18 protein-coding genes and 1 pseudogene are annotated in these 19882 nt (G+C 73.9%); 17 read left to right on the top strand and 2 right to left on the bottom strand.

All coding sequences use genetic code 11. From position 1 onward, the window contains the following. The first annotated feature begins 1 nt into the window (after nucleotide 1). The 6 genes from QDR37_RS00955 (at nucleotide 2) to ndk (ending at nucleotide 7498) form a co-directional block, all read left to right on the top strand. Nucleotides 2-784 (top strand): glycosyltransferase, encoded by a 783-nt coding sequence (locus QDR37_RS00955; protein WP_279711665.1) that lies wholly within the window; start codon nucleotides 2-4, stop codon nucleotides 782-784. Continuing rightward, a complete protein-coding gene (locus QDR37_RS00950; protein ID WP_279711664.1) occupies nucleotides 781-1671 on the top strand; it encodes a prenyltransferase in 891 nt (296 codons plus the stop codon). Before QDR37_RS00955 ends, QDR37_RS00950 begins: the two co-directional genes overlap by 4 nt. A gap of 217 nt (nucleotides 1672-1888) precedes the next feature. Beyond that, entirely contained in the window at nucleotides 1889-5269 is a 3381-nt protein-coding gene (gene ileS / locus QDR37_RS00945; protein ID WP_279711663.1) for an isoleucine--tRNA ligase, read from the top strand. Then, nucleotides 5262-6689: a bifunctional folylpolyglutamate synthase/dihydrofolate synthase gene (locus QDR37_RS00940; RefSeq protein ID WP_279711662.1), complete on the top strand. Its 1428-nt coding sequence runs from the start codon at nucleotides 5262-5264 to the stop codon at nucleotides 6687-6689. The genes ileS and QDR37_RS00940 overlap by 8 nt, the downstream gene beginning before the upstream one ends. Next, nucleotides 6686-7054, top strand: coding sequence for a DUF4233 domain-containing protein (locus tag QDR37_RS00935; RefSeq protein WP_279711661.1), 369 nt, complete (start codon nucleotides 6686-6688; stop codon nucleotides 7052-7054). Before QDR37_RS00940 ends, QDR37_RS00935 begins: the two co-directional genes overlap by 4 nt. 15 nt (nucleotides 7055-7069) lie before the next feature. Then, nucleotides 7070-7498 (top strand): nucleoside-diphosphate kinase, encoded by a 429-nt coding sequence (gene ndk, locus QDR37_RS00930; RefSeq protein ID WP_279711660.1) that lies wholly within the window; start codon nucleotides 7070-7072, stop codon nucleotides 7496-7498. Between the two features lie 85 nt (nucleotides 7499-7583). Here the strand turns inward: ndk and QDR37_RS00925 are convergent, their stop codons facing one another. After that, nucleotides 7584-8225, bottom strand: coding sequence for a vitamin K epoxide reductase family protein (locus QDR37_RS00925; protein WP_347882081.1), 642 nt, complete (start codon nucleotides 8223-8225; stop codon nucleotides 7584-7586). A 326-nt stretch (nucleotides 8226-8551) separates the two neighbouring features. Between QDR37_RS00925 and QDR37_RS00920 the strand changes: the two genes are divergently transcribed. Continuing rightward, the gene (locus tag QDR37_RS00920; RefSeq protein WP_279711659.1) at nucleotides 8552-10978 is read left to right on the top strand and encodes an Rne/Rng family ribonuclease; all 2427 of its coding nucleotides are present in this window, start codon (nucleotides 8552-8554) and stop codon (nucleotides 10976-10978) included. Between the two features lie 91 nt (nucleotides 10979-11069). Here the strand turns inward: QDR37_RS00920 and QDR37_RS00915 are convergent, their stop codons facing one another. Further along, nucleotides 11070-11345, bottom strand: coding sequence for a DUF4031 domain-containing protein (locus tag QDR37_RS00915; protein ID WP_279711658.1), 276 nt, complete (start codon nucleotides 11343-11345; stop codon nucleotides 11070-11072). Between the two features lie 189 nt (nucleotides 11346-11534). Here QDR37_RS00915 and rplU point away from each other — a divergent pair, with 189 nt between their 5' ends. The 10 genes and pseudogenes from rplU (at nucleotide 11535) to QDR37_RS00865 (ending at nucleotide 19839) form a co-directional block, all read left to right on the top strand. Next, nucleotides 11535-11843: a 50S ribosomal protein L21 gene (gene rplU / locus QDR37_RS00910; protein ID WP_279713525.1), complete on the top strand. Its 309-nt coding sequence runs from the start codon at nucleotides 11535-11537 to the stop codon at nucleotides 11841-11843. 14 nt (nucleotides 11844-11857) lie between these two features. Beyond that, on the top strand, nucleotides 11858-12124 hold the full coding sequence (gene rpmA / locus QDR37_RS00905; RefSeq protein ID WP_279711657.1) for a 50S ribosomal protein L27: 267 nt from the start codon (nucleotides 11858-11860) through the stop codon (nucleotides 12122-12124). Between the two features lie 80 nt (nucleotides 12125-12204). Continuing rightward, a complete protein-coding gene (gene obgE / locus QDR37_RS00900) occupies nucleotides 12205-13731 on the top strand; it encodes a GTPase ObgE (RefSeq protein WP_279711656.1) in 1527 nt (508 codons plus the stop codon). Next, nucleotides 13728-14513, top strand: coding sequence for a glutamate 5-kinase (gene proB, locus QDR37_RS00895; protein ID WP_279711655.1), 786 nt, complete (start codon nucleotides 13728-13730; stop codon nucleotides 14511-14513). The genes obgE and proB overlap by 4 nt, the downstream gene beginning before the upstream one ends. A 101-nt stretch (nucleotides 14514-14614) precedes the next feature. Continuing rightward, nucleotides 14615-15889: a glutamate-5-semialdehyde dehydrogenase gene (locus QDR37_RS00890; protein ID WP_279711654.1), complete on the top strand. Its 1275-nt coding sequence runs from the start codon at nucleotides 14615-14617 to the stop codon at nucleotides 15887-15889. Between the two features lie 65 nt (nucleotides 15890-15954). Next, entirely contained in the window at nucleotides 15955-16149 is a 195-nt protein-coding gene (locus tag QDR37_RS00885; RefSeq protein WP_279711653.1) for a hypothetical protein, read from the top strand. A 54-nt stretch (nucleotides 16150-16203) separates the two neighbouring features. Beyond that, nucleotides 16204-16776: a nicotinate-nucleotide adenylyltransferase gene (gene nadD, locus QDR37_RS00880; RefSeq protein WP_279713524.1), complete on the top strand. Its 573-nt coding sequence runs from the start codon at nucleotides 16204-16206 to the stop codon at nucleotides 16774-16776. After that, complete coding sequence (locus tag QDR37_RS00875) at nucleotides 16773-18356, top strand: hypothetical protein (protein WP_279711652.1); 1584 nt, start codon at nucleotides 16773-16775, stop codon at nucleotides 18354-18356. The genes nadD and QDR37_RS00875 overlap by 4 nt, the downstream gene beginning before the upstream one ends. A gap of 7 nt (nucleotides 18357-18363) precedes the next feature. Next, nucleotides 18364-18733 (top strand): annotated as a pseudogene (gene rsfS, locus QDR37_RS00870) (ribosome silencing factor). Beyond that, entirely contained in the window at nucleotides 18676-19839 is a 1164-nt protein-coding gene (locus tag QDR37_RS00865; RefSeq protein WP_279713523.1) for a serine hydrolase, read from the top strand. The pseudogene rsfS and the gene QDR37_RS00865 overlap by 58 nt, the downstream one beginning before the upstream one ends. Nucleotides 19840-19882: the final 43 nt, after the last annotated feature.

Raw genomic sequence — 19882 nt, 5'->3', positions numbered from 1 at the left:
CGTGACGACGGGCGCCCGCACCCGGCCCCAGCGATGGGGGAGCACCATCAGCGTCATCATCCCAACCCTCGACGAGGCCGCGTGGCTGCCGCGGCTGCTCGCGGACCTCGCGCAGCAGACGAGGGCGCCCGACGAGGTGATCGTCGCCGACGGCGGCTCCGCCGATGCCACGGAGGCGATCGCCGAGGCGGCGGGCGCCCGCACGCTCCGCTCGGCCCGGCGCGGCGCCGCCCTGCAGCGCAACGCGGGTGCGGTCGCCGCGGGCGGCGACGTGCTCGTCTTCGTCGACGCGGACGTGCGGCTGCCGCCCCGCACGCTCGAGCGGCTGCTCGCGTCGATGGAGCGCCGGCGGCTCGACGTCGCCTGCCCGTGGTTCCGGCCCGACCCCGGCGACCCGCTGCTCCACGTCTTCTTCACCCTGCTCGACGTCGTGTTCGTGCTCACGGCGCCCGTCGTGCCGTCGGGCGGCGGGGGCCTGATCGCGGTGCGCCGCGACCTCTTCGCGGCGGTCGGGGGCTTCGATCCCGCCTACCGGTTCGAAGACATGCGATTCCTGCAGGCCGCCGGCTGGCTCGGGCGGTACCGCGTCGTGCTCACCCCGGTGCACTTCTCCGACCGTCGGTTCCGCCGCGACGGGCGCTTGCGGACGATCGGCACCTACCTGCTGCTCGGGGTGCTGTTCGCGTTCGGGCTGCATCGCACCGCGAACCGCGTCGGCTACCGTTCCGGTCCGTACGAGGCCGAGGCAGCGGGTTTCGCGGAGGCCGGGGAAGGACGCCGGTGAGCGGCGAGCACGGGGTGCGGATCGCCCGCGGAGGGCCCGCGACGCTGCGGCGCCTGCTCGCGCTGTCCCGGCCGCGGTTCTGGGTCTACCTGCTCGGGCCGTGGGCGATCGGCATCGTCGCGGCGAGCGGGGACCCGCCCGACCCCCGCCTGCTCGTGCTCGGGCTCTGGTGCACCCTGCCGGCGAACCTGCTGATCTACGGGGTGAACGACCTCTACGACCGGCCGAGCGACCGCATCAACGGCAAGAAGGGGTCGTACGAAGCGCTGCTCGACCCGAGCGAGGACCGGACGCTCGTGGTGGCGATCCTCGCCACGAACCTGCCGTTCCTCGCGCTGCTGCCCTTCCTCCCGCTCGCCGCGATCGCCTGGGCCGCCGTGCTCCTCGTGCTCGGCGTCGGCTACTCGGCGCCCCCGCTGCGCTTCAAGGCCCGGCCGTTCCTCGACTCGGCGTCGAACCTCCTCTACGCGGTGCCGGGGCTGGTCGCCTTCACGACGGCCACGTCCGCGACCCCGTCGCCCGCGCTCGTCGTCGCTGCGGCGCTCTGGTGCGCGGCGATGCACGCCTTCTCGGCCGTGCCCGACATCGACGCGGATCGCAGCGCCGGGGTCCCGACGATCGCGACCCGGCTCGGCGCCCGGGGCACCCTGGTCGTCTGCCTCGTCCTGTGGCTCGTCGCCGCCGCGCTCGTCGTACCGGCGCTGCCCGTCTTCGCGCTCGCGGCCGGCCTCGCCTACCTGCTGCTCGGCGTCGCCTCGCTCCGGGCCGTGGGCGGGGCGCGCCCCTCGCTGTTCGCGCTCTACCGGATCTTCCCCGTCGTGAACACGGTCGTCGGCGCAGGCCTGTTCTTCTCGATCTTCTGGCTGCGCGCACCGCTGCTGCGCTGAGCACGCGGCGGCTACACTGCCGGTCAACGACTGCGATCCGGCCATCACCGGGGAGTCTCCGGAAGAACGCCGAGCGATCGGTCAGTAGAACCGGACGGGCCGGCCCGTCACCGCCGAGCAGAAGGAGTGGGCGCCGCCCCCGTGCGGCGTCAAGCGGGGTGGTACCGCGTCGGCGACGGCGTCCCCGTGCAGCGAGAGCGAGCACGGGAGGACCCGAATGGCCTATCCGAAGGACGGCGGCGAGCCGACGTCGCCGAGCCCCCGCTTCCCCGACGTCGAGCGTGAGATCCTCGCCTTCTGGGCGGCCGACGACACGTTCCAGGCGTCCGTCGACCAGCGCGCCGGTGCACCCGAGTGGGTGTTCTACGACGGTCCGCCGTTCGCGAACGGGCTGCCCCACTACGGCCACCTGCTCACCGGGTACGCGAAGGACGCGTTCCCGCGGTACCAGACGATGCGCGGCCGGCAGGTGCACCGCCGCTTCGGCTGGGACACGCACGGCCTGCCCGCAGAGCTCGAGGCGATGCGCCAGCTCGCGATCACGACGAAGGACGAGATCGAGGCGATGGGCGTCGGCGCCTTCAACGCCGAGGCCCGCGCCTCCGTGCTCCGCTACACGCGCGAGTGGCGCGACTACGTGACGAGGCAGGCCCGCTGGGTCGACTTCGACCACGACTACAAGACCCTCGACCCGCAGTACATGGAGAGCGTGCTGTGGGCGTTCAAGCGCCTGCACGACCAGGGTCTCGCCTACGAGGGCGTGCGCGTGCTGCCGTACTGCTGGAACGACGAGACGCCGCTGTCGAACCACGAGCTGCGCATGGACGACGACGTCTACAAGCGCCGCCAGGACCCGTCGGTCACGGTCACCTTCCCGCTCGTCGGCGAGAAGGCCGAGGCGCTCGGGCTCACCGGCGTGCGGGCGCTCGCGTGGACGACGACGCCGTGGACGCTGCCCACGAACGCCGCGCTCGCGGTCGGCCCCGACATCGAGTACGTCGTCGTGGCCGGCGGCCCGTCGGGCACCGCGGACTCGGAGGCGCCCGACTCGACCGGCGACACCGCCGGTCTCGAGCGCGAGGTGCTCGGCGGTGAGTACCTCCTGGCCGCGAGCCGGCTCGGCGACTACGCGAAGGACCTCGGCTACGGCTCCGCGGACGAGGCCGCCGCCGGCGTCACGAAGCGGCTGCTCGGCCGCGACCTCGACGGCGTGCACTACGACCGCCTGTGGGACGTCTACGCCGACGAGCGCTGGGGCATGCAGCACGCCTGGCGCGTGGTCGTCGCCGACTACGTCTCGACCGAGGAGGGCACGGGGCTCGTCCATCAGGCACCCGCCTACGGCGAGGACGACCAGCTCGTCTGCGCCGCCGCCGGCATCCCGACGGTCGTCTCGGTCGACGCGGGTGCGCGGTTCCTGCCGATGTTCGAGGGCACCGAGCTCGCCGGCGTCGCGGGACTGCAGGTGTTCGAGGCGAACCGTCCGCTCATCCGCCTGCTGAAGGCGAAGGGCCGGCTGCTGCGCGAGCAGTCGTACGAGCACCCGTACCCGCACTGCTGGCGCTGCCGGCGGCCGCTCATCTACAAGGCGGTCACCAGCTGGTTCGTGCGGGTGACCGCCTTCCGCGACCGCATGGTCGAGCTGAACCAGCGCATCACCTGGGTGCCCGACAACGTGAAGGACGGGCAGTTCGGCAAGTGGCTCGCGGGTGCCCGCGACTGGTCGATCAGCCGCAACCGCTACTGGGGCACGCCGATCCCGGTGTGGACGAGCGACGACCCCGAGCACCCGCGCACCGACGTGTACGGCTCGCTCGCCGAGCTCGAGCGCGACTTCGGCCGGCTGCCCCGGAACCCCGACGGCGAGGTCGACCTGCACCGCCCGTACATCGACGAGCTGACCCGGCCGAACCCCGACGACCCGACCGGGCGCAGCACGATGCGCCGCATCGAGGACGTGCTCGACGTCTGGTTCGACTCCGGCTCCATGCCGTTCGCGCAGGTCCACCACCCCTTCGAGAACAGCGAGTGGTTCGAGGCGCACTCACCGGCCGACTTCATCGTCGAGTACATCGGGCAGACCCGCGGCTGGTTCTACCTGCTGCACGCGCTGTCGACCGCGCTGTTCGACAGGCCGGCGTTCTCGACGGTCGTGAGCCACGGCATCGTGCTCGGCAACGACGGCCAGAAGATGTCGAAGTCGCTGCGGAACTACCCGGACGTCTCCGAGGTGTTCGACCGCGACGGCTCCGACGCGATGCGCTGGTTCCTGCTCGCGAGCCCGGTGCTGCGCGGCGGCAACCTCATCGTCACCGAGGAGGGCATCCGCGAGGGCGTGCGCCAGGTGCTGCTGCCGCTCTGGAGCACGTACTACTTCTTCACGCTCTACGCGGGCGCGGAGGACTACGACGCGGTGCGCCGCACCGACTCGGCGGACCCGCTCGACCGCTACCTGCTCGCCGCCACCGGCGACCTCGTGCGCGGCATCACCGCGGACCTCGACGGCTTCGACACGAGCGGCGCGACCGCGCGGCTGCGCGACTTCGCCGACCTCCTCACGAACTGGTACGTGCGGCGCAGCCGCGAGCGGTTCTGGGCCACCCGCTCCAGCGAGGGCCTGACGCCGGAGTCCCGGGACGCGTTCGACACCCTCTTCACGGTGCTCGAGACGGTCTGCCGGCTCGCGGCACCGCTGCTGCCGCTCGTCACCGAGAAGGTGTGGCGCGGGCTCACCGGCGGGCGCAGCGTGCACCTCGCCGACTGGCCGGACGCCGCCGAGTTCCCGTCGGACCCGGCGCTGGTGACCCGGATGGAGCGGCTCCGCGAGATCACGTCAGCGGCCCTCGCGCTGCGGAAGGAGGCCGGCCTGCGGGTGCGGCTGCCCCTCGCCTCGCTCACCGTCGTCGCCGCCGACTCGGCCGACCTCGCGGGTCTCGGCGAGGCGATCCTCGCCGACGAGCTGAACGTGAAGCAGGTCCTGTTCGAGGCGGAGGACGCCGGCAGCGCCGCGCAGCACGGCGTCACCGAGCGGCTCTCCGTCTCGGCCCGGGCGCTCGGCCCCCGCATCGGCAAGCAGGTGCAGGACGTGCTCAAGGCCGCGAAGGCGGGCGACTGGCGGAAGCAGGGCGACGACCTCGTGGTCGGGGGTGTGCCGCTGCTGCCCGGCGAGTACGAGCTCGTGCTCGAGCGCTCGGGTGCCACCGAGGGCAGCGCGCTCGCGCTCCTGCCCGGCGGCGGGTTCCTCCTGCTCGACACCCGGGTCACCCCGGAGCTCGAGCTCGAGGGCCGGGCGCGCGACTTCATCCGCGACGTGCAGCAGGCGCGTCGGACCGCGGGCCTCGCGGTCACGGACCGCATCGAGCTCGCCGTCGAGGGCGACCCCGACCTCGTCCGCATGCTCGAGGTGCACGGCGACCTCGTGCGGGCCGAGACGCTCACCGAGTCGCTCGACGTCGCCCCCGCCTCGGCGGGGACGACCGATCGGGTGCAGCGCTGGGCCGACGGCACGCTCACGCTGATCGATCGCGGCGGGTGGGGCGCCGTCGAGGGTGCGCGCTTCGAGCTGCGGCGCGCGGGACGGATGGTGCTCGATGTCTGACTCCACGGCGATGACCGCGTTCCTCGACGCGATCTACGGTCGCGTCGGCGAGGTCGCGCCGAAGCCGCGGCTCGCGCCGACACGGCGCGCGCTCGAGCTGCTCGGCGACCCCCACCGGTCGTACCCGATCGTGCATCTCACCGGCACGAACGGGAAGACCTCGACGAGCCGGATCACCGAGAGCCTGCTCCGCGCGCACGGCCTGCGCACCGGCCTCTTCACGAGCCCCGACCTCGGCCGGCTGAACGAGCGCATCGTCGTCGACGGCGAGCCGATCTCCGACGAGCGGCTGCTCGAGGCGTGGGCCGACATCACGCCGTACCTCGAGATGACGGACCGCGAGCTCGAGGCCGCGGGGGAGCCGTCGCTCACGTTCTTCGAGGCCCTCACCGTGCTCGCCTACGCCGCCTTCGCGGACACGCCCATCGACGTCGGCGTCATCGAGGTCGGCATGGGCGGCGAGTGGGACGCGACGAACGTGGCCGACGGGCAGGTCGCCGTCTTCACGCCGATCGACCTCGACCACACGCAGCGACTCGGCAGCACGGTCGACGCGATCGCGCGCACGAAGAGCGGCATCATCAAGCCCGGCCGCTCGGTCGTCTCCGCCCGCCAGCATCCCGAGGCGCTCGCCGAGCTCGAGCGCGCCGCCGAGCTGAACGAGGCCGACGTGACGCTCGAGGACCGCGACTTCCGCGTGCTCGGCCGCACGCCGGCCGTCGTCCCCGTCGGCTCGGCCGACACGCCGGGCGGAACCGGCGCGTCGGTGCCGGCCTCCAGGGGCCCAGGCCAGGTCGTCGACGTCCAGGGGCGTGCGGGCCGCTACGAGCGCCTGTTCGTGCCGCTGCTCGGCGCGCACCAGGCCGAGAACACCGCGGTCGCGATCGCCGCCGTCGAGACGTTCGTCGGCGGCGGGAAGCAGCCCATCGCCCGCGAGGTGCTCGACGAGGGCCTCGCGCAGGCGACCTCGCCGGGCCGGATGCAGGTCGTGTCGAGCGCGCCGACGCTCGTCGTCGACGCCGCCCACAACCCGCACGGCGCGGCGGCGCTCGCCGCGGCGCTCACCGAGTCGTTCTCGTTCTCCCGCCTCGTGGCGGTGCTCGCCGTGCTCGGCGACAAGGACGCGGCGGGCATCATCCGCGCGGTCGAGGGCGTCGTCGACGACTTCGTCGTCACGACCGCGCCGTCCGACCGGACGACCGACCCGGACGAGCTCGCCCGCACCGTCGTCGGGATCGTGGGCGCCGACCGCGTCGTCGTCGAGCCCGACCTCGAGCGGGCGCTCGAGACCGCGCGCGAGCTCGCGGTCGACGCGCCGGTGGATGAGGGGCGGGCGGGCGGCGTCGTCGCGTTCGGCTCGATCACGCTCATCGCGAAGGTGCTCCAGCTCGCCGGCGACGACGACTGGTCGGCTCCGTGACCGACGCCCGCGCACCGCGGACTCGCCGTCCGCGGGGTGCGCAGGCGAGCCTCGCCTCGATCGTGCTCGGCCTCGAGTTCGTGGTGGTCCCGCTCGCCGCGCTGGTGGTGTTCGGGCTGCACCACGACATCAGCCCGCTCGTCGCGTTCGGGGGCGGCGGCGCGGTGCTCGCGCTCATCCTGGTCGCGCTCGCGCTCACCTCGCGCAGCCGGGCGGGCATCGCGCTCGGCTGGGTCGTGCAGGTGCTGCTCGTCGCCGCCGCCGTCATCGATCTCGCCATCGGCATCGTCGGGGTCGTGTTCCTCGGCTTCTGGCTCTACTGCATGATTGTCGGGGCCCGGCTCGACCGCCGGGCCGCTCGATAGCGCGAGGAGGCAGCCGTGGCGGAGTCCGTCGAGGAGACCCTGGTGCTCGTGAAGCCCGACGGCGTCGCGCGCAACCTGACCGGCGAGATCCTTCGCCGCATCGAGGCGAAGGGGTACGCGCTCACCGACATCCGCTGGGTCCAGGCGAGCCGGTCGCTGCTCGAGCAGCACTACGCCGAGCACCAGGGCAAGCCGTTCTTCGAGCCCCTCGTGGAGTTCATGGAGTCCGGCCCGATCGTCGCGATGCGCATCGCGGGGGAGCGGGTCATCGAGGGCTTCCGCTCGCTCGCCGGCACCACCGACCCGACCACCGCCGCGCCCGGGACGATCCGCGGCGACCTCGGCCGCGACTGGGGCCTCCGGGTGCAGCAGAACCTCGTGCACGGCAGCGACTCGGCGGCGTCCGCCGAGCGCGAGCTGGGCCTCTGGTTCGCCCGGCGCTGACGCCTTCTCCGGCCTCGCGCGGCGTTCACGGCGCCGCGCCGCAGGCATGCGGAGCGCGCGACGCCACAGGTCCCGCGCGAGACCGTCAGAGGTACGCGAGCACGTTCAGGCGCAGCTGTGCGATCACCGCGACCGCCACGTAGGCGAGCAGGCAGATCAGCGGCGTGAACCCGTAGGCGGCACGGGCGACGCGACGTACGCCTGCGCCGAGCGGCAGGTTGCCGCGGCTCAGGTTGAAGAGCGTCGTGGCGACGAACATCGGGATCACGACGCTCCACACGAGCATGCACCAGGGGCAGAGCGTGCCGAGCAGGAAGACGCTCACGCCGATCAGCCAGATCACGAAGCCGATCGCGAAGAGCATCCCGAGGTTGAAGACGGCCCAGAACCAGCGCGGGAAGCGGGCCCCCGCGAGCACCGACACGCCGACGAAGATCGGCGCCGGGAAGCACACGAGCCCGATGAGCGGGTTCGGGAAGCCGAAGGCGCTGCCCTGCGGCGAGCCGAGGTTCTTGCCGCACTGCACGAGCAGGTTGAAGTCGCAGGACAGGTTCGACGACGGGTGGGTCAGCGCCTGGAACTTGTCGAGGGTCAGGGCGAACGCGGCGACGAGGCCGATCACGCCGCCGACGATCAGCAGGATCGCGAGGGCGGTCGGCCGGTCGCGCTCGTCGGGCACCGTGACACCGGTCGCGGGCTCGGCGACGGCGGGCTCCTGCACGATCACGCCCGGCAGTATCGCACCGGGGCGTCCCGACGGCGGGAGGCCCGGGTGGGGGACGGCGGCGCGGCGGAGGGTCGTGCGATAATGCCTGCAGGTCGTCCGCGTGCGTCGCACGGGGAGGCCGAACGCTTCGACAGGCCCGCACCCTGCGGGCCGAGATCCGGGGGAACCCGGCGGCGCTTGTCCCGCCGCGCGCGCCGATCCCGACGCGCGACACATGGATTCCGCCGAGCCAGGCAGCAGCACGAGCCGCCGTCGGGCCGGCGCAGAGCACAAGGAGACGGCAGGGTCTCGAGCCCGGCCGCACCCGCGTGAGGAGTGCACCAGCGATGGTGGAGTACGAGAACGACGGAGCAGGCCAGGAGCAGGGCGAGGAGATCGAGCGGACCGCGCCGCGCCGCAGACGGCGCAGCGCCCCGGTCCGCGCGGCCGATGCGAACACCGCCCCCGCTGTCGGCGAGCCGCTCGTCCCCGACGCGAACGGCGAGGACGAGCAGGGCGAGCAGGACCTGATCGTGCCGCCGGACCCCGAGTCCACCGAGCCGGCCCAGGCGGGCGGCGGGCACCCGGAGCGCAGCGCCGACGAGGCGCCCGCCGAGGAGCTGCCCGCACCCGCCGCCGAGGCCGACGCGCCCGCCTCGGGGGAGCCGTCCACGACCGACGACGCCGACCCCCACGCCGCGGGTTCGCCCGACGGCGACGCCGAGGCCGAGGCCGGCGCTCCGTCGTCGCGTCCGAGCCTCGCCGTGCTGTTCCAGGCGCCGCCCGCGCTGCCGCAGCAGCCCGCGGGTCCGCTCGAGGTGCCGCAGGACGACGACGAGCCCGAGCAGGACGAGGCGGAGGGCGACGGGACCCCGTCGCGCCGCTCGCGTCGCCGCGCCCGCAAGCGGTCCACCGGCGGCCAGGCGGGCGCCGAGGGCACCGTCACCGAGGTCGTGCCGAAGGCGAAGCCCGTCAGGGAGCTCATCACCGAGCCGCAGAAGCTGAAGGGCTCGACCCGGCTCGAGGCCAAGCGCCAGCGCCGCCGCGACGGCCGTGACGCGGGCCGGCGCCGCACCGTGGTCACCGAGGCCGAGTTCCTCGCCCGCCGCGAGTCCGTCGACCGCCGCATGATCGTGCGCAACAACGGCGACCGCATCGAGATCGGCGTGCTCGAGGACGGGATCCTGGCCGAGCACTACGTCGCGAAGAGCCAGAACGTCTCGCTCATCGGCAACGTCTACCTCGGCCGCGTGCAGAACGTGCTGCCGAGCATGGAGGCCGCCTTCGTCGACATCGGCCGCGGCCGCAACGCGGTGCTCTACTCCGGCGAGGTCGACTGGGAGGCCGCGAGCGACCGGCTCGGCGAGAAGGGCTCGCAGGCCCGGCGCATCGAGCTCGCGCTGAAGCCGGGCGACCGGGTCCTCGTGCAGGTCACGAAGGACCCGATCGGCCACAAGGGCGCCCGCCTGACCAGCTCGGTGTCGCTGCCCGGCCGCTACCTCGTCTACGTGCCGAACGGCTCGATGAACGGCATCTCGCGCAAGCTGCCCGACACCGAGCGCGCCCGGCTCAAGCGCATCCTCAAGGACGCGCTGCCCGACTCCGCCGGCGTCATCGTGCGCACGGCCGCCGAGGGGGCCACCGAGGAGCAGCTCGTCGTCGACGTGCAGCGCCTCGCGAACCAGTGGGCCGAGATCCAGCACCTCGTCGAGACCGCGAGCGCCCCGGCGCTGCTGCACGGCGAGCCCGACCTGCTCGTGAAGATCGTCCGCGACGTCTTCAACGAGGACTTCACGAAGCTCGTGATCCAGGGCGACGAGGCCCGCGCGGTCATCGAGCGGTACCTGTCGCAGGTCGCGCCCGACCTGCTCGAGCGCGTCGAGCGCTGGGACGGCGACGGCGACGTGTTCGCGGAGTTCCGCGTGCACGAGCAGATCGAGAAGGCGCTCGACCGCAAGGTCTGGCTGCCGTCGGGCGGCTCGCTCGTCATCGACCGGACCGAGGCGATGACCGTCATCGACGTGAACACCGGCAAGTTCGTCGGCTCCGGGGGCAACCTCGAGGAGACGGTGACGAAGAACAACCTCGAGGCCGCGGAGGAGATCGTCCGTCAGCTCCGGCTGCGCGACATCGGCGGCATCATCGTCATCGACTTCATCGACATGGTGCTCGAGAGCAACCGCGACCTCGTGCTGCGCCGCCTCGTCGAGTGCCTGTCGCGCGACCGCACGAAGCACCAGGTCGCCGAGGTGACCTCGCTCGGGCTCGTGCAGATGACCCGCAAGCGGCTCGGCGTCGGCCTCGCGGAGTCGCTCGGCGAGGCGACCCCGCAGCCGGAGGCGCCGAAGCAGGACCAGCGCCGCCGTCGCGGCGGCGGTCAGCAGCAGCAGCAGCCGGCGCCGCAGCGGCAGTCCGCGACGCACGCGATCACCGACGGCGCGAAGACGATGCTCGCCCAGATCGCAGGCGCCACGCTCGCGAACGGCAAGCAGGTCGAGCCGGATCGGGGCGAGCACGCGCCCGAACCGGTGCACGTGCCCGAGCCCGCGACCGCGCGGTCCGCGCCGTCCGAGGCCGAGCCCGATGCTCCCGCGGTGCTCCTCGACCTGCCGGTGGAGCACCACGAGGCCGCCCCGCAGCTGCCGAAGGACGAGGCCGCGGGCCTGCTCGACTCGGTGCTGAACGCGCTGCCCGCGCCGAAGCGCCCGGGCGAGGGCCGTCGCCGATCCCGCCGCGTGAGCACCCCGGCGCTCACCCCGGGTCAGAACGACTGACCGCCTGCTCCGGATCCTTGTCGCTGAGACGCACCGAGAGCGACACGGATCCGGAGCAGGTGCGTTCGGGCGCGGTCCCGCGCCCGCTGCGCTATCCGGTCCGGGCGCGGTCCCGCGCCCGGACGCGCAGCCCGCTCGCGATGAGGCGGCGCGTCAGCTCGCCCGCCGTGACCCGCTCGGCGCCGAGCGCGACGAGCTCGGGGATCCGCTCCTCGGGCACGTCGTAGTGGTCGAGGTCGAAGCCCCGGCGCGGCACCCCGGCGCGGTCGGCGAACGCGTGCAGCTCGTCGAGCGACGCATCGCTCACGAGGTGCGCCCACAGGCGCCCGTGCGCCGGCCACATCGGTTCGTCGACGAGCACGGTCACCTGCTCATCGTCGCACCGCGTGCCCGGAGGATCCGGGACGGCGTCGGCACCGGGGTCCGGGATGGGCTATCCTCGAAGGTCGGTGCGGAAGCCGTCGCCCGAGGTGGGCTTCCCGACACCGGTTCCGACTTGGGTCCTCGCAGCCGTGCAGGCTCGCCCGAGGCCCGTGACATGGAGTTGAGGCTCGAAGTGGTCTATGCGATCGTGCGCGCCGGTGGGCGCCAGGAGAAGGTCGAGGTGGGCACCGTCCTCACCGTCGACCGCCAGAAGCCCGGCGAGGACGGCACGGTCCGCTTCGCCCCGGTGCTGCTCGTCGACGGCGAGAAGGTGACCAGCAAGCTGGCCGACCTCGCCGCGGTCACGGTCACGGGTGAGGTGCTCGAGCACACCCGCGGCCCGAAGATCGTGATCCAGAAGTTCAAGAACAAGACCGGGTACAAGAAGCGCCAGGGCCACCGCCAGGAGCTCACCCGCGTCAAGATCACCGCGATCGGCTGAGGAGCGACACCGACATGGCACACAAGAAGGGCGCGAGCTCGACCCGCAACGGTCGCGACTCCAACGCGCAGCGACTCGGCGTGAAGCGCTTCGGCGGTCAGGTCGTGAAGGCCGGCGAGATCATCGTCCGCCAGCGCGGCACGCACTTCCACCCGGGCGCGAACGTCGGCCGCGGCGGCGACGACACCCTGTTCGCCCTCGAGGCGGGCGCCGTGCAGTTCGGCGCGAAGGGCGGCCGCAAGGTCGTCAACATCGTCGTGCCGGAGACCGTCGAGGTCTGACCGCGCGAAGCAGTTCGTCGTGAGCGGGCGGGTCGAGCATTCGACCCGCCCGCTCACGCTTTGAAGGAGGAGGAGGCGTCATGGCGACGTTCGTCGACTCCGTGACCCTGCACCTCACGGCGGGTCACGGCGGCAACGGCTGCGTGTCGATCCGGCGGGAGAAGTTCAAGCCGCTCGCCGGACCCGACGGCGGCAACGGCGGAGACGGCGGCGACATCGTGCTCGTCGCCGACCCGCAGGTGACGACGCTGCTCGGCTACCACCGGGCCCCGCACCGCTCGTCCGGGAACGGCGCGCCCGGCATGGGCGACGACCGCGACGGCGCGAACGGCGAGCCGCTCGAGCTGCCGGTGCCGGTCGGCACGGTCGTGCACGGCGAGGACGGCGAGGTGCTCGCCGATCTCGAGGAGCCGGGCGTGCGTGTCGTCGTCGCGGCAGGCGGTCGCGGCGGCCTCGGGAACGCCGCGCTCGCGACCCCGAAGCGCAAGGCCCCCGGCTTCGCGCTGCTCGGCACCCCGGGCGACCAGCTCGACGTCCGGCTCGAGCTGAAGACGGTGGCCGACGTCGCCCTCGTCGGCTTCCCCTCCGCCGGCAAGTCGAGCCTCATCGCCGCGATGTCCGCTGCGCGGCCGAAGATCGCCGACTACCCGTTCACGACCCTCCAGCCGAACCTCGGCGTCGTCGAGGCGGGCTCGACCCGCTACACGATCGCCGACGTGCCCGGCCTCATCGAGGGCGCGAGCGAGGGCCGCGGGCTCGGCCTCGACTTCCTGAAGCACATCGAGCGCTGCAGCGTGATCCTCCACGTGATCGACTGCGCGACGCTCGACCCCGGCCGCGACCCGCTCACCGACCTCGACGTGATCCTCCGCGAGCTCGCCGCGTACCCCGTGCCCGCGGGGGAGCGTCCCCTGCTCGAGCGCCCGCAGCTCGTCGCGCTGAACAAGATCGACGCGCCCGACGCCCGGGAGCTCGCCGCGCTCGTCCGTCCCGACCTCGAGGCCCGCGGCTACCGCGTCTTCGCCGTGTCCGCGGCGAGCCACGAGGGCCTCGCGCCGCTGTCCTACGCCCTCGCGGGGCTCGTCGAGCAGGACCGCGCCGACCGCGCCGCGGCCGCGCAGGCGCCCCGCATCGTGATCCGGCCGAAGCCGCTCGACGAGCAGCAGTTCCGCGTGCAGGTCGAGTCCGACCAGGGCGAGCCCCTGTTCCGGGTGCTCGGGGCGAAGCCGGAGCGCTGGGTGGCGCAGACCGACTTCGCGAACGACGAGGCGGTCGGCTACCTCGCCGACCGGCTGAACAAGCTCGGGGTCGAGGACGCGCTGTTCCAGGCCGGTGCGCAGGCCGGCTCGACGGTCGTCATCGGCCGCGGCGACGGTGTGGTCTTCGACTGGGAGCCGTCGCTGTCCTCGGCCGCCGAGCTCATGGTCGCGCCACGCGGCAGCGACCCGCGCATCGCGGGGGAGCGGCCCCGCCGCACCACGCAGGAGCGCCGCGAGGAGTACCGCGAGCGCATGGACGCGAAGAGCGCCGCCCGCGCCGACCTCGACGCCGAGCGCCGCGCCGAGCGCGCCCGGGAGGAGGCGCTCCGCGAGGGCGGCAGCCGGTGACGGCCCCGTCCGTCCCCGAGCAGGTGCCGGCGGCCCAGCGCATCGTGGTGAAGGTCGGCTCCTCGTCGATCAGCGGGGAGCGGGCCGGGCAGGTCGTCCCGCTCGTCGCCGCGCTCGCCGCCGCGCACGGCCGCGGCACGGAGGTCGTGCTGGTCTCGTCCGGCGCGATCGCGACCGGCCTGCCGCACCTGCGGCTCGACGGCCGCCCCCGCGACCTCGCCGTGCAGCAGGCGGCCGCGGCCGTCGGGCAGAACCTGCTCGTGAAGCGCTACCAGGAGCAGCTCGACCGCTTCGGCATCGTCGCGGGCCAGGTGCTGCTCACCGCGGGCGACCTCGAGCACCCGAAGCCGCGCGGCAACGCCGAGCGTGCGCTCGACACCCTGCTGTCGCTGCGGATCCTGCCGATCGTGAACGAGAACGACACCGTCGCGACGCGCGAGATCCGCTTCGGCGACAACGACCGGCTGGCTTCGCTGGTCGCCGAGCTCGTCGGGGCGGACCTGCTCGTGCTGCTCTCCGACGTCGACGCGCTCTACACGCGGCCGCCGAAGGATCCGGGCGCCCGCCCCATCGCCTTCGTCGCCGCCGGCGACCCGCTGGACGGCGTCGAGGTGGGGGAGAGCGACACCGGTGTGGGCACCGGCGGCGCCGCCACGAAGCTCGCTGCGGCCCGGTACGCGGCGGGCTCCGGCATCGCCGTGCTGCTCACCGCGACCGAGCACGTCGACCGCGCCCTCGCCGGCGAGCGCGTCGGCACCTGGTTCGAGCCCGCGCCGCGCTGACGGAACGACGGCGGATCGCGCCGCCCGGGACGCCGCACGCGGGTCCGGCCGATGGGACAGCAGGAGCGCCGTCGTTCCGTCAGGCTCTACACTTCCTGCGCATGACGGACACCCTCGCGGCGCCCTCGACCACTGGCGCGCAGGCCCGCTTCGCGGCGGCGAAGGCGGCGTCGAAGCCGCTCGCGACCGCGACGGCGGCGCAGAAGAACCGGGCGCTCGAGGCGATCGCTCACGCCCTCCTCGCCGGGGTCGAGCGGATCGTCCCGGCGAACGCGCGCGACCTCGAGGCCGGGCGCCGGAACGGGCTGTCCGCGGGGCTCCTCGATCGCCTCGCGCTCGACGAGCGCCGCATCGGCGCGCTCGCGGACGCGGTGCTGCAGATCGTCGCCCTGCCCGACCCCGTGGGCGAGGTGCTCCGCGGCAGCACGCTGCCGAACGGGTTGAAGCTGAGCCAGGTGCGGGTGCCGTTCGGCGTGGTCGGCGCGATCTACGAGGCGCGGCCGAACGTGACGGTCGACATCACGGCACTCGCGCTGAAGAGCGGCAACGCGGTGGTGCTCCGCGGCGGCACCGCCGCGGAGCACACGAACCGGGTGCTCGTCGAGCTCATCCAGGAGGCCGTCGCCACGGCCGGCCTGCCCGCCGACGTGGTGCAGACCATCGACGAGTTCGGCCGCGACGGCGCCGCCGAGCTCATGCGGGCGCGCGGGCTCGTCGACGTGCTCGTGCCGCGCGGCAGCGCCGGGCTCATCGACACCGTCGTCCGCGAGTCGACCGTGCCCGTCATCGAGACCGGCGCCGGCGTCGTCCACGTCTACCTCGATGCGAGTGCCGACCCCGCGATGGCGGCGTCGATCGTGGTGAACGCGAAGACGCAGCGGGTCGGCGTCTGCAACGCGGCAGAGACGCTGCTCGTGCACCGCGACGCCGCCGAGCGGCTGCTGCCACCGGTGCTCGGCGCGCTCCGCGACGCGGGGGTGACGTTGCACGCCGACGAGCGCAGCCGGGCGATCGTCCCGGGGCTCGAGCCCGTCAGCGACGAGGACTGGGCGGCCGAGTACTACTCGCTCGACCTCGCGGTCGGCGTCGTCGACGACCTCGACGCCGCGCTCGAGCACATCGACCGCTGGTCGACCCACCACACCGAGACCATCGTCACGAACGACCTCGCCGCCGCCGACCGGTTCCTCGCCGAGGTCGACTCGGCGGTCGTCATGGTGAACGCCTCGACGCGCTTCACCGACGGCGGCGAGTTCGGCTTCGGCGCCGAGGTCGGCATCTCCACCCAGAAGCTGCACGCGCGGGGGCCGATGGGGCTGCCCGAGCTCACGAGCACCAAGTGGCTCGTGCGCGGGTCGGGCCAGATCCGGTCCTGAGCCCGAGCGCTCTAGGATCGTTCCCCGACCGCATCCCCGTCCGTCCCCGCCCGAGGAGGCCGCTCTTGTCGCTGCTGACCGCTCTGCCGACCGTGTCCGCGGAGCACCCGCTGATCTTCCCGGCGCCCGTGTTCCCGCTCATCGCGATCGCGGGCTTCCTCGTGCTCGGCTTCGTCGCCTGGTCGTACCGCGACGTCGCGCACCGCCACGCCGGCAAGCGCGGCGGCTCCTCGAACCCGCCGCACGGCCCGTCGCACTAGCGGGGAGCCGTCTCCCTCGACACGCCCGCCCCGACACCCGGCCGCCGCGCCCGGATCGGGGTCATGGGCGGCACCTTCGATCCCGTGCACCACGGCCACCTCGTGGCCGCGAGCGAGGTGCAGCGGGTCTTCGACCTCGACGAGGTCGTCTTCGTGCCCACGGGTGAGCCCTGGCACAAGCACACGGTCACCCCGGCCGAGCACCGCTACCTCATGACGGTCGTCGCGACGGCCTCCAACCCGCGGTTCACGGTGTCGCGCGTCGACATCGATCGCGGCGGCACGACCTACACGGTCGACACGCTGCGCGACCTGCAGGCGCAGCGCCCGGACGCCGACCTCTTCTTCATCTCGGGCGCCGACGCCATCGCGCAGATCTTCGAGTGGAAGGACATGGACGAGCTCTGGAAGCTCGCCCACTTCGTCGCGGTGACCCGTCCGGGCCACGCCCTGACCGTCACCGGGCTGCCCGCGGAGCGGGTGAGCGTGCTCGAGGTGCCCGCTCTCGCCATCTCCTCGACGGATTGTCGAGCGCGTGTGCGACACGGCGCACCCGTTTGGTACCTCGTTCCGGATGGTGTGGTTCAGTACATCAGCAAGCACCGGCTGTACAGGAGCGAACCATGAGCATGTGGCAGGACGAGTCCTTCCGCGGGAGCCGCAGCGGCACCGGCGTGGACACCGCCCGGGCTGGTGAGCCCCGCGCCGACGGCAGGCAGCCGATGAGCCGGCGCGAGGCGCGCGAGGCCGAGCGCCGCGCCGCGGAGGCCCTCGCCGAGGGCCGGATGCACCCGAGCGGTGTCGTCGACTTCGGCAACGCCGACCCGCGGGGCCGCATCGACCCCGAGCAGGACTTCTCCGCGCAGAACACCGCCGACATCTGGGCCGCGCTGTCGCGGCGCGCCGATGCGCCTGCGCCCCAGCAGGAGGCCCCGCAGCCGCCCGCCGACTTCCGTCCCGCGATGCCGCAGTCGTTCGGTCGCGGGCCGGCGACGGGTCCGTCGTCGGTGTCGGGCGAGCTGCTCGACCGCGTCCGCGACGCCGTGCTGCGCCGTGAGCGCGAGCCCGAGGTGCTGCCGACCGCGCGCATCCCCGTCCAGCAGCCGGTCGAGCCGCCGCACAGCCGGCGCGACCGCCGCGCCGCGCAGGCCGCGGAGCTCACCGAGGACGGCATGCCCGCCGCCTGGTTCAGCGACGCGGCGCCCGCCTCGCAGGTGCCCGCCGCGTTCGGCGGCCCCGCCTCGGTCGAGTACGAGGACTACGACGACGCGCCGACCGTGGCGATGTCGATGCCTGCCCTCGACCGCGCCGCGCTCGAGGCGCAGGCGCCGATGACGGCGCCGGTCGGCCTGCCGCAGTTCTTCGTCGAGCCCCAGGGCGACGACGCGCTCTCGTTCTCGAGCCCGACGCCCGTCGCCACGCCCGGCCGGCACCCGTTCGAGGTCGCCCAGCAGGGCCCCGCCTTCCTCGAGCCGCAGGGCGGCGAGGTGGACCACTACGAGTACGACGACGAGCCCGAGCAGCAGGCGATCCCCGGCTGGGGCGCGCCCGCAGCCACGGCGTGGAGCAACGTCCCCGCCGAGCCGCAGCAGGAGGCGGCCTCGTGGGCGCCCGAGCAGCTGGGACCGCCGTCCGAGATCACCGACCTCGCCGGCTTCGAGGCGCTCATCCGCCGCGCCCGCTCGGCGCAGACGGGTCAGTCGGCCGCGCAGGCGCCGCAGGCCGCGCCGCGCCGCATGGAGCAGCCGCGCCAGGCGCCGCTGCCGTGGAAGGAGCCGGACGAGCTCGACGAGCACACCGGGTTCCTGGGCCGCGGCACGACGACGAGCGGCACCGGCGGTGCGCTCATCCTGCCGAACGACCCGCAGCCCGACCTCACGCAGGCCGTCAGCGGCACCGGTGACATCTTCATCACCGGATCGCTGAACCTGCCGAAGCGGCTCGCGCAGACCGGCGCCCCGATCGACGCGATCGACTCGCCCGACGTCGACCGGCTCTACGAGCACGCGCAGGAGGACCACGCGCCGGGCGTGAAGCCGGTCAGCGCGAACCGCGCCATCAGCGGCGCCGGCTCGGGCAAGGCGATGCTCGGTGGCCGCCGCCTGAGCGCCAACATCCTGCCGACGGTGCTCGCGATCATCGCGGGCGCGATGGCGGTCGGTGTCGTCGCGCTGCTCGTCGGCAGCTGGGTGCTCAAGCTATTCTGATGAGGTCGTGAAGCCCTCCCAGATCCTCGTCCAGCAGGCGGCCGATGCCGCCTGGGAGAAGAACGCCGCCGACCTCGTGGCGATCGACGTGTCGTCCCGGCTCCCGCTGACCGACGCGTTCCTGCTCGCCTCGGGCAGCAGCGAGCGCAACGTGCTCGCGATCGCCGACGCCGTCGATGAGCGGCTCACCGCCGAGGGCGTGCCGCTCAAGCGGCGCGAGGGCCGCGGCCAGGGGCGCTGGGAGCTGCTCGACTTCGGCGACCTCGTCCGTCCACGTCTTCCACCAGGAGGACCGCGCCTACTACGGCCTCGAGCGGCTCTGGCGCGACTGCCCCGCGCTGCCGCTCGGCCGTTCCGGCGAGGCCGCCGCCTCCTGATCGCGCCCGCACCTCCCGCGGCGCAGCCGGGGCTCCGGCCCGAGCGGCTGCAGGAGGCCGTCGACCTCGTCCGTGCCCGGGGCGCGACGGCGCAGCTCGTCGTGCTCCACCGGGGCCGTCCGGTGCTCGACCTCGCCTTCGGCTGCCGCCGCGACGCCCTGTTCTGGAGCTTCTCCGCGGGGAAGCCGTTCACCGCGGTCGTGGTGCACCGGCTCGCCGATCTCGGCGCGCTCGGCCTCGACGATCCCGTCTCGCGCTGGTGGCCGGAGTTCGGGCGTGCGGGCAAGGAGGCGGTGACGGTCCGTCAGGTGCTGCAGCACCGGGCCGGGTTCGGCGGCCTCCGGGTGCTCGGCGACGCGGCCGTGATCACGGACCCCGACCGCGCCCTCGCGCGGGTCGCCGCCGCACGCCCCGCCTGGGCCCCCGGCACCGAGCCCGGCTACAGCCCCATCGCCGCCGGTTTCGTGCTCGGTGAGGTCGTCCGGCGGGTGACGGGGCGGCCGTTGCCGGACGTGCTCGACGAGCTCGTGCTCCGTCCACTCGGGCTGGGCGACACGCACCTCGGCCTGCCGTCGGCGCTGCTGGGTCGCGCCGTGCCGGTGCGGGGCGCCGGCCTGCTCGGCCTCGTCGTGCAGGCGGACGTGAACCGCGCCGCCGTCCGCCGCGCCGTCATCCCGGCCGCGGGCGTCTCGACCACGGCCCGCGACCTCGCCCGCCTCTACCTCGCGCTGCTGCGAGGCGGGCGGCTCGGCCGCGCGCGGATCCTCTCGCGGCGTGCGCTCGATGCGGCGCTCGCGCCGCCGCCCGACGACCGGCTCGACCGCGTCGCGCGCTACCCGATCCGCTGGACCGCGGGGTTCCAGCTCGGCGGCCCGCGGAGCGTGCCGGGCACGGTGAGCCCGTTCGGCGCGAGCAGCAGCCCGCGCGCATTCGGGCACAACGGCAGCAACTGCTGCATCGCCTGGGCGGACCCCGACCGCGACCTCGTGCTCGTGCACCTCACGAACCGGGTCGGCTGGCCTCTCCCTGACCTCCGCTACCACGCCGCGGTCGCCGAGCGCGTGCTCGCCGCGGTGCCGCCGACCGTCCTCGCCGACGACCGGTGAACCGACCCCCGGGTGCGGACGTCGGAACCGCCCGCAGAAGGAG

It is taken from the genome of Amnibacterium sp. CER49, assembly GCF_029846255.1.
GTDB lineage: Bacteria > Actinomycetota > Actinomycetes > Actinomycetales > Microbacteriaceae > Amnibacterium.
Note: the sequence above shows the minus strand (reverse complement) of the source record. Positions and strands in the feature narration are given on the sequence as shown.

Bases quoted from the DNA above. Each gene is read 5' to 3' on its own strand.
- QDR37_RS00890 (WP_279711654.1), top strand. From the start codon at position 14,615: ATGACGGACACCCTCGCGGCGCCCTCGACCACTGGCGCGCAGGCCCGC.
- rpmA (WP_279711657.1), top strand. From the start codon at position 11,858: ATGGCACACAAGAAGGGCGCGAGCTCGACCCGCAACGGTCGCGACTCC.
- QDR37_RS00920 (WP_279711659.1), top strand. From the start codon at position 8,552: ATGGTGGAGTACGAGAACGACGGAGCAGGCCAGGAGCAGGGCGAGGAG.
- QDR37_RS00940 (WP_279711662.1), top strand. From the start codon at position 5,262: ATGTCTGACTCCACGGCGATGACCGCGTTCCTCGACGCGATCTACGGT.
- ileS (WP_279711663.1), top strand. From the start codon at position 1,889: ATGGCCTATCCGAAGGACGGCGGCGAGCCGACGTCGCCGAGCCCCCGC.
- obgE (WP_279711656.1), top strand. From the start codon at position 12,205: ATGGCGACGTTCGTCGACTCCGTGACCCTGCACCTCACGGCGGGTCAC.
- QDR37_RS00875 (WP_279711652.1), top strand. From the start codon at position 16,773: ATGAGCATGTGGCAGGACGAGTCCTTCCGCGGGAGCCGCAGCGGCACC.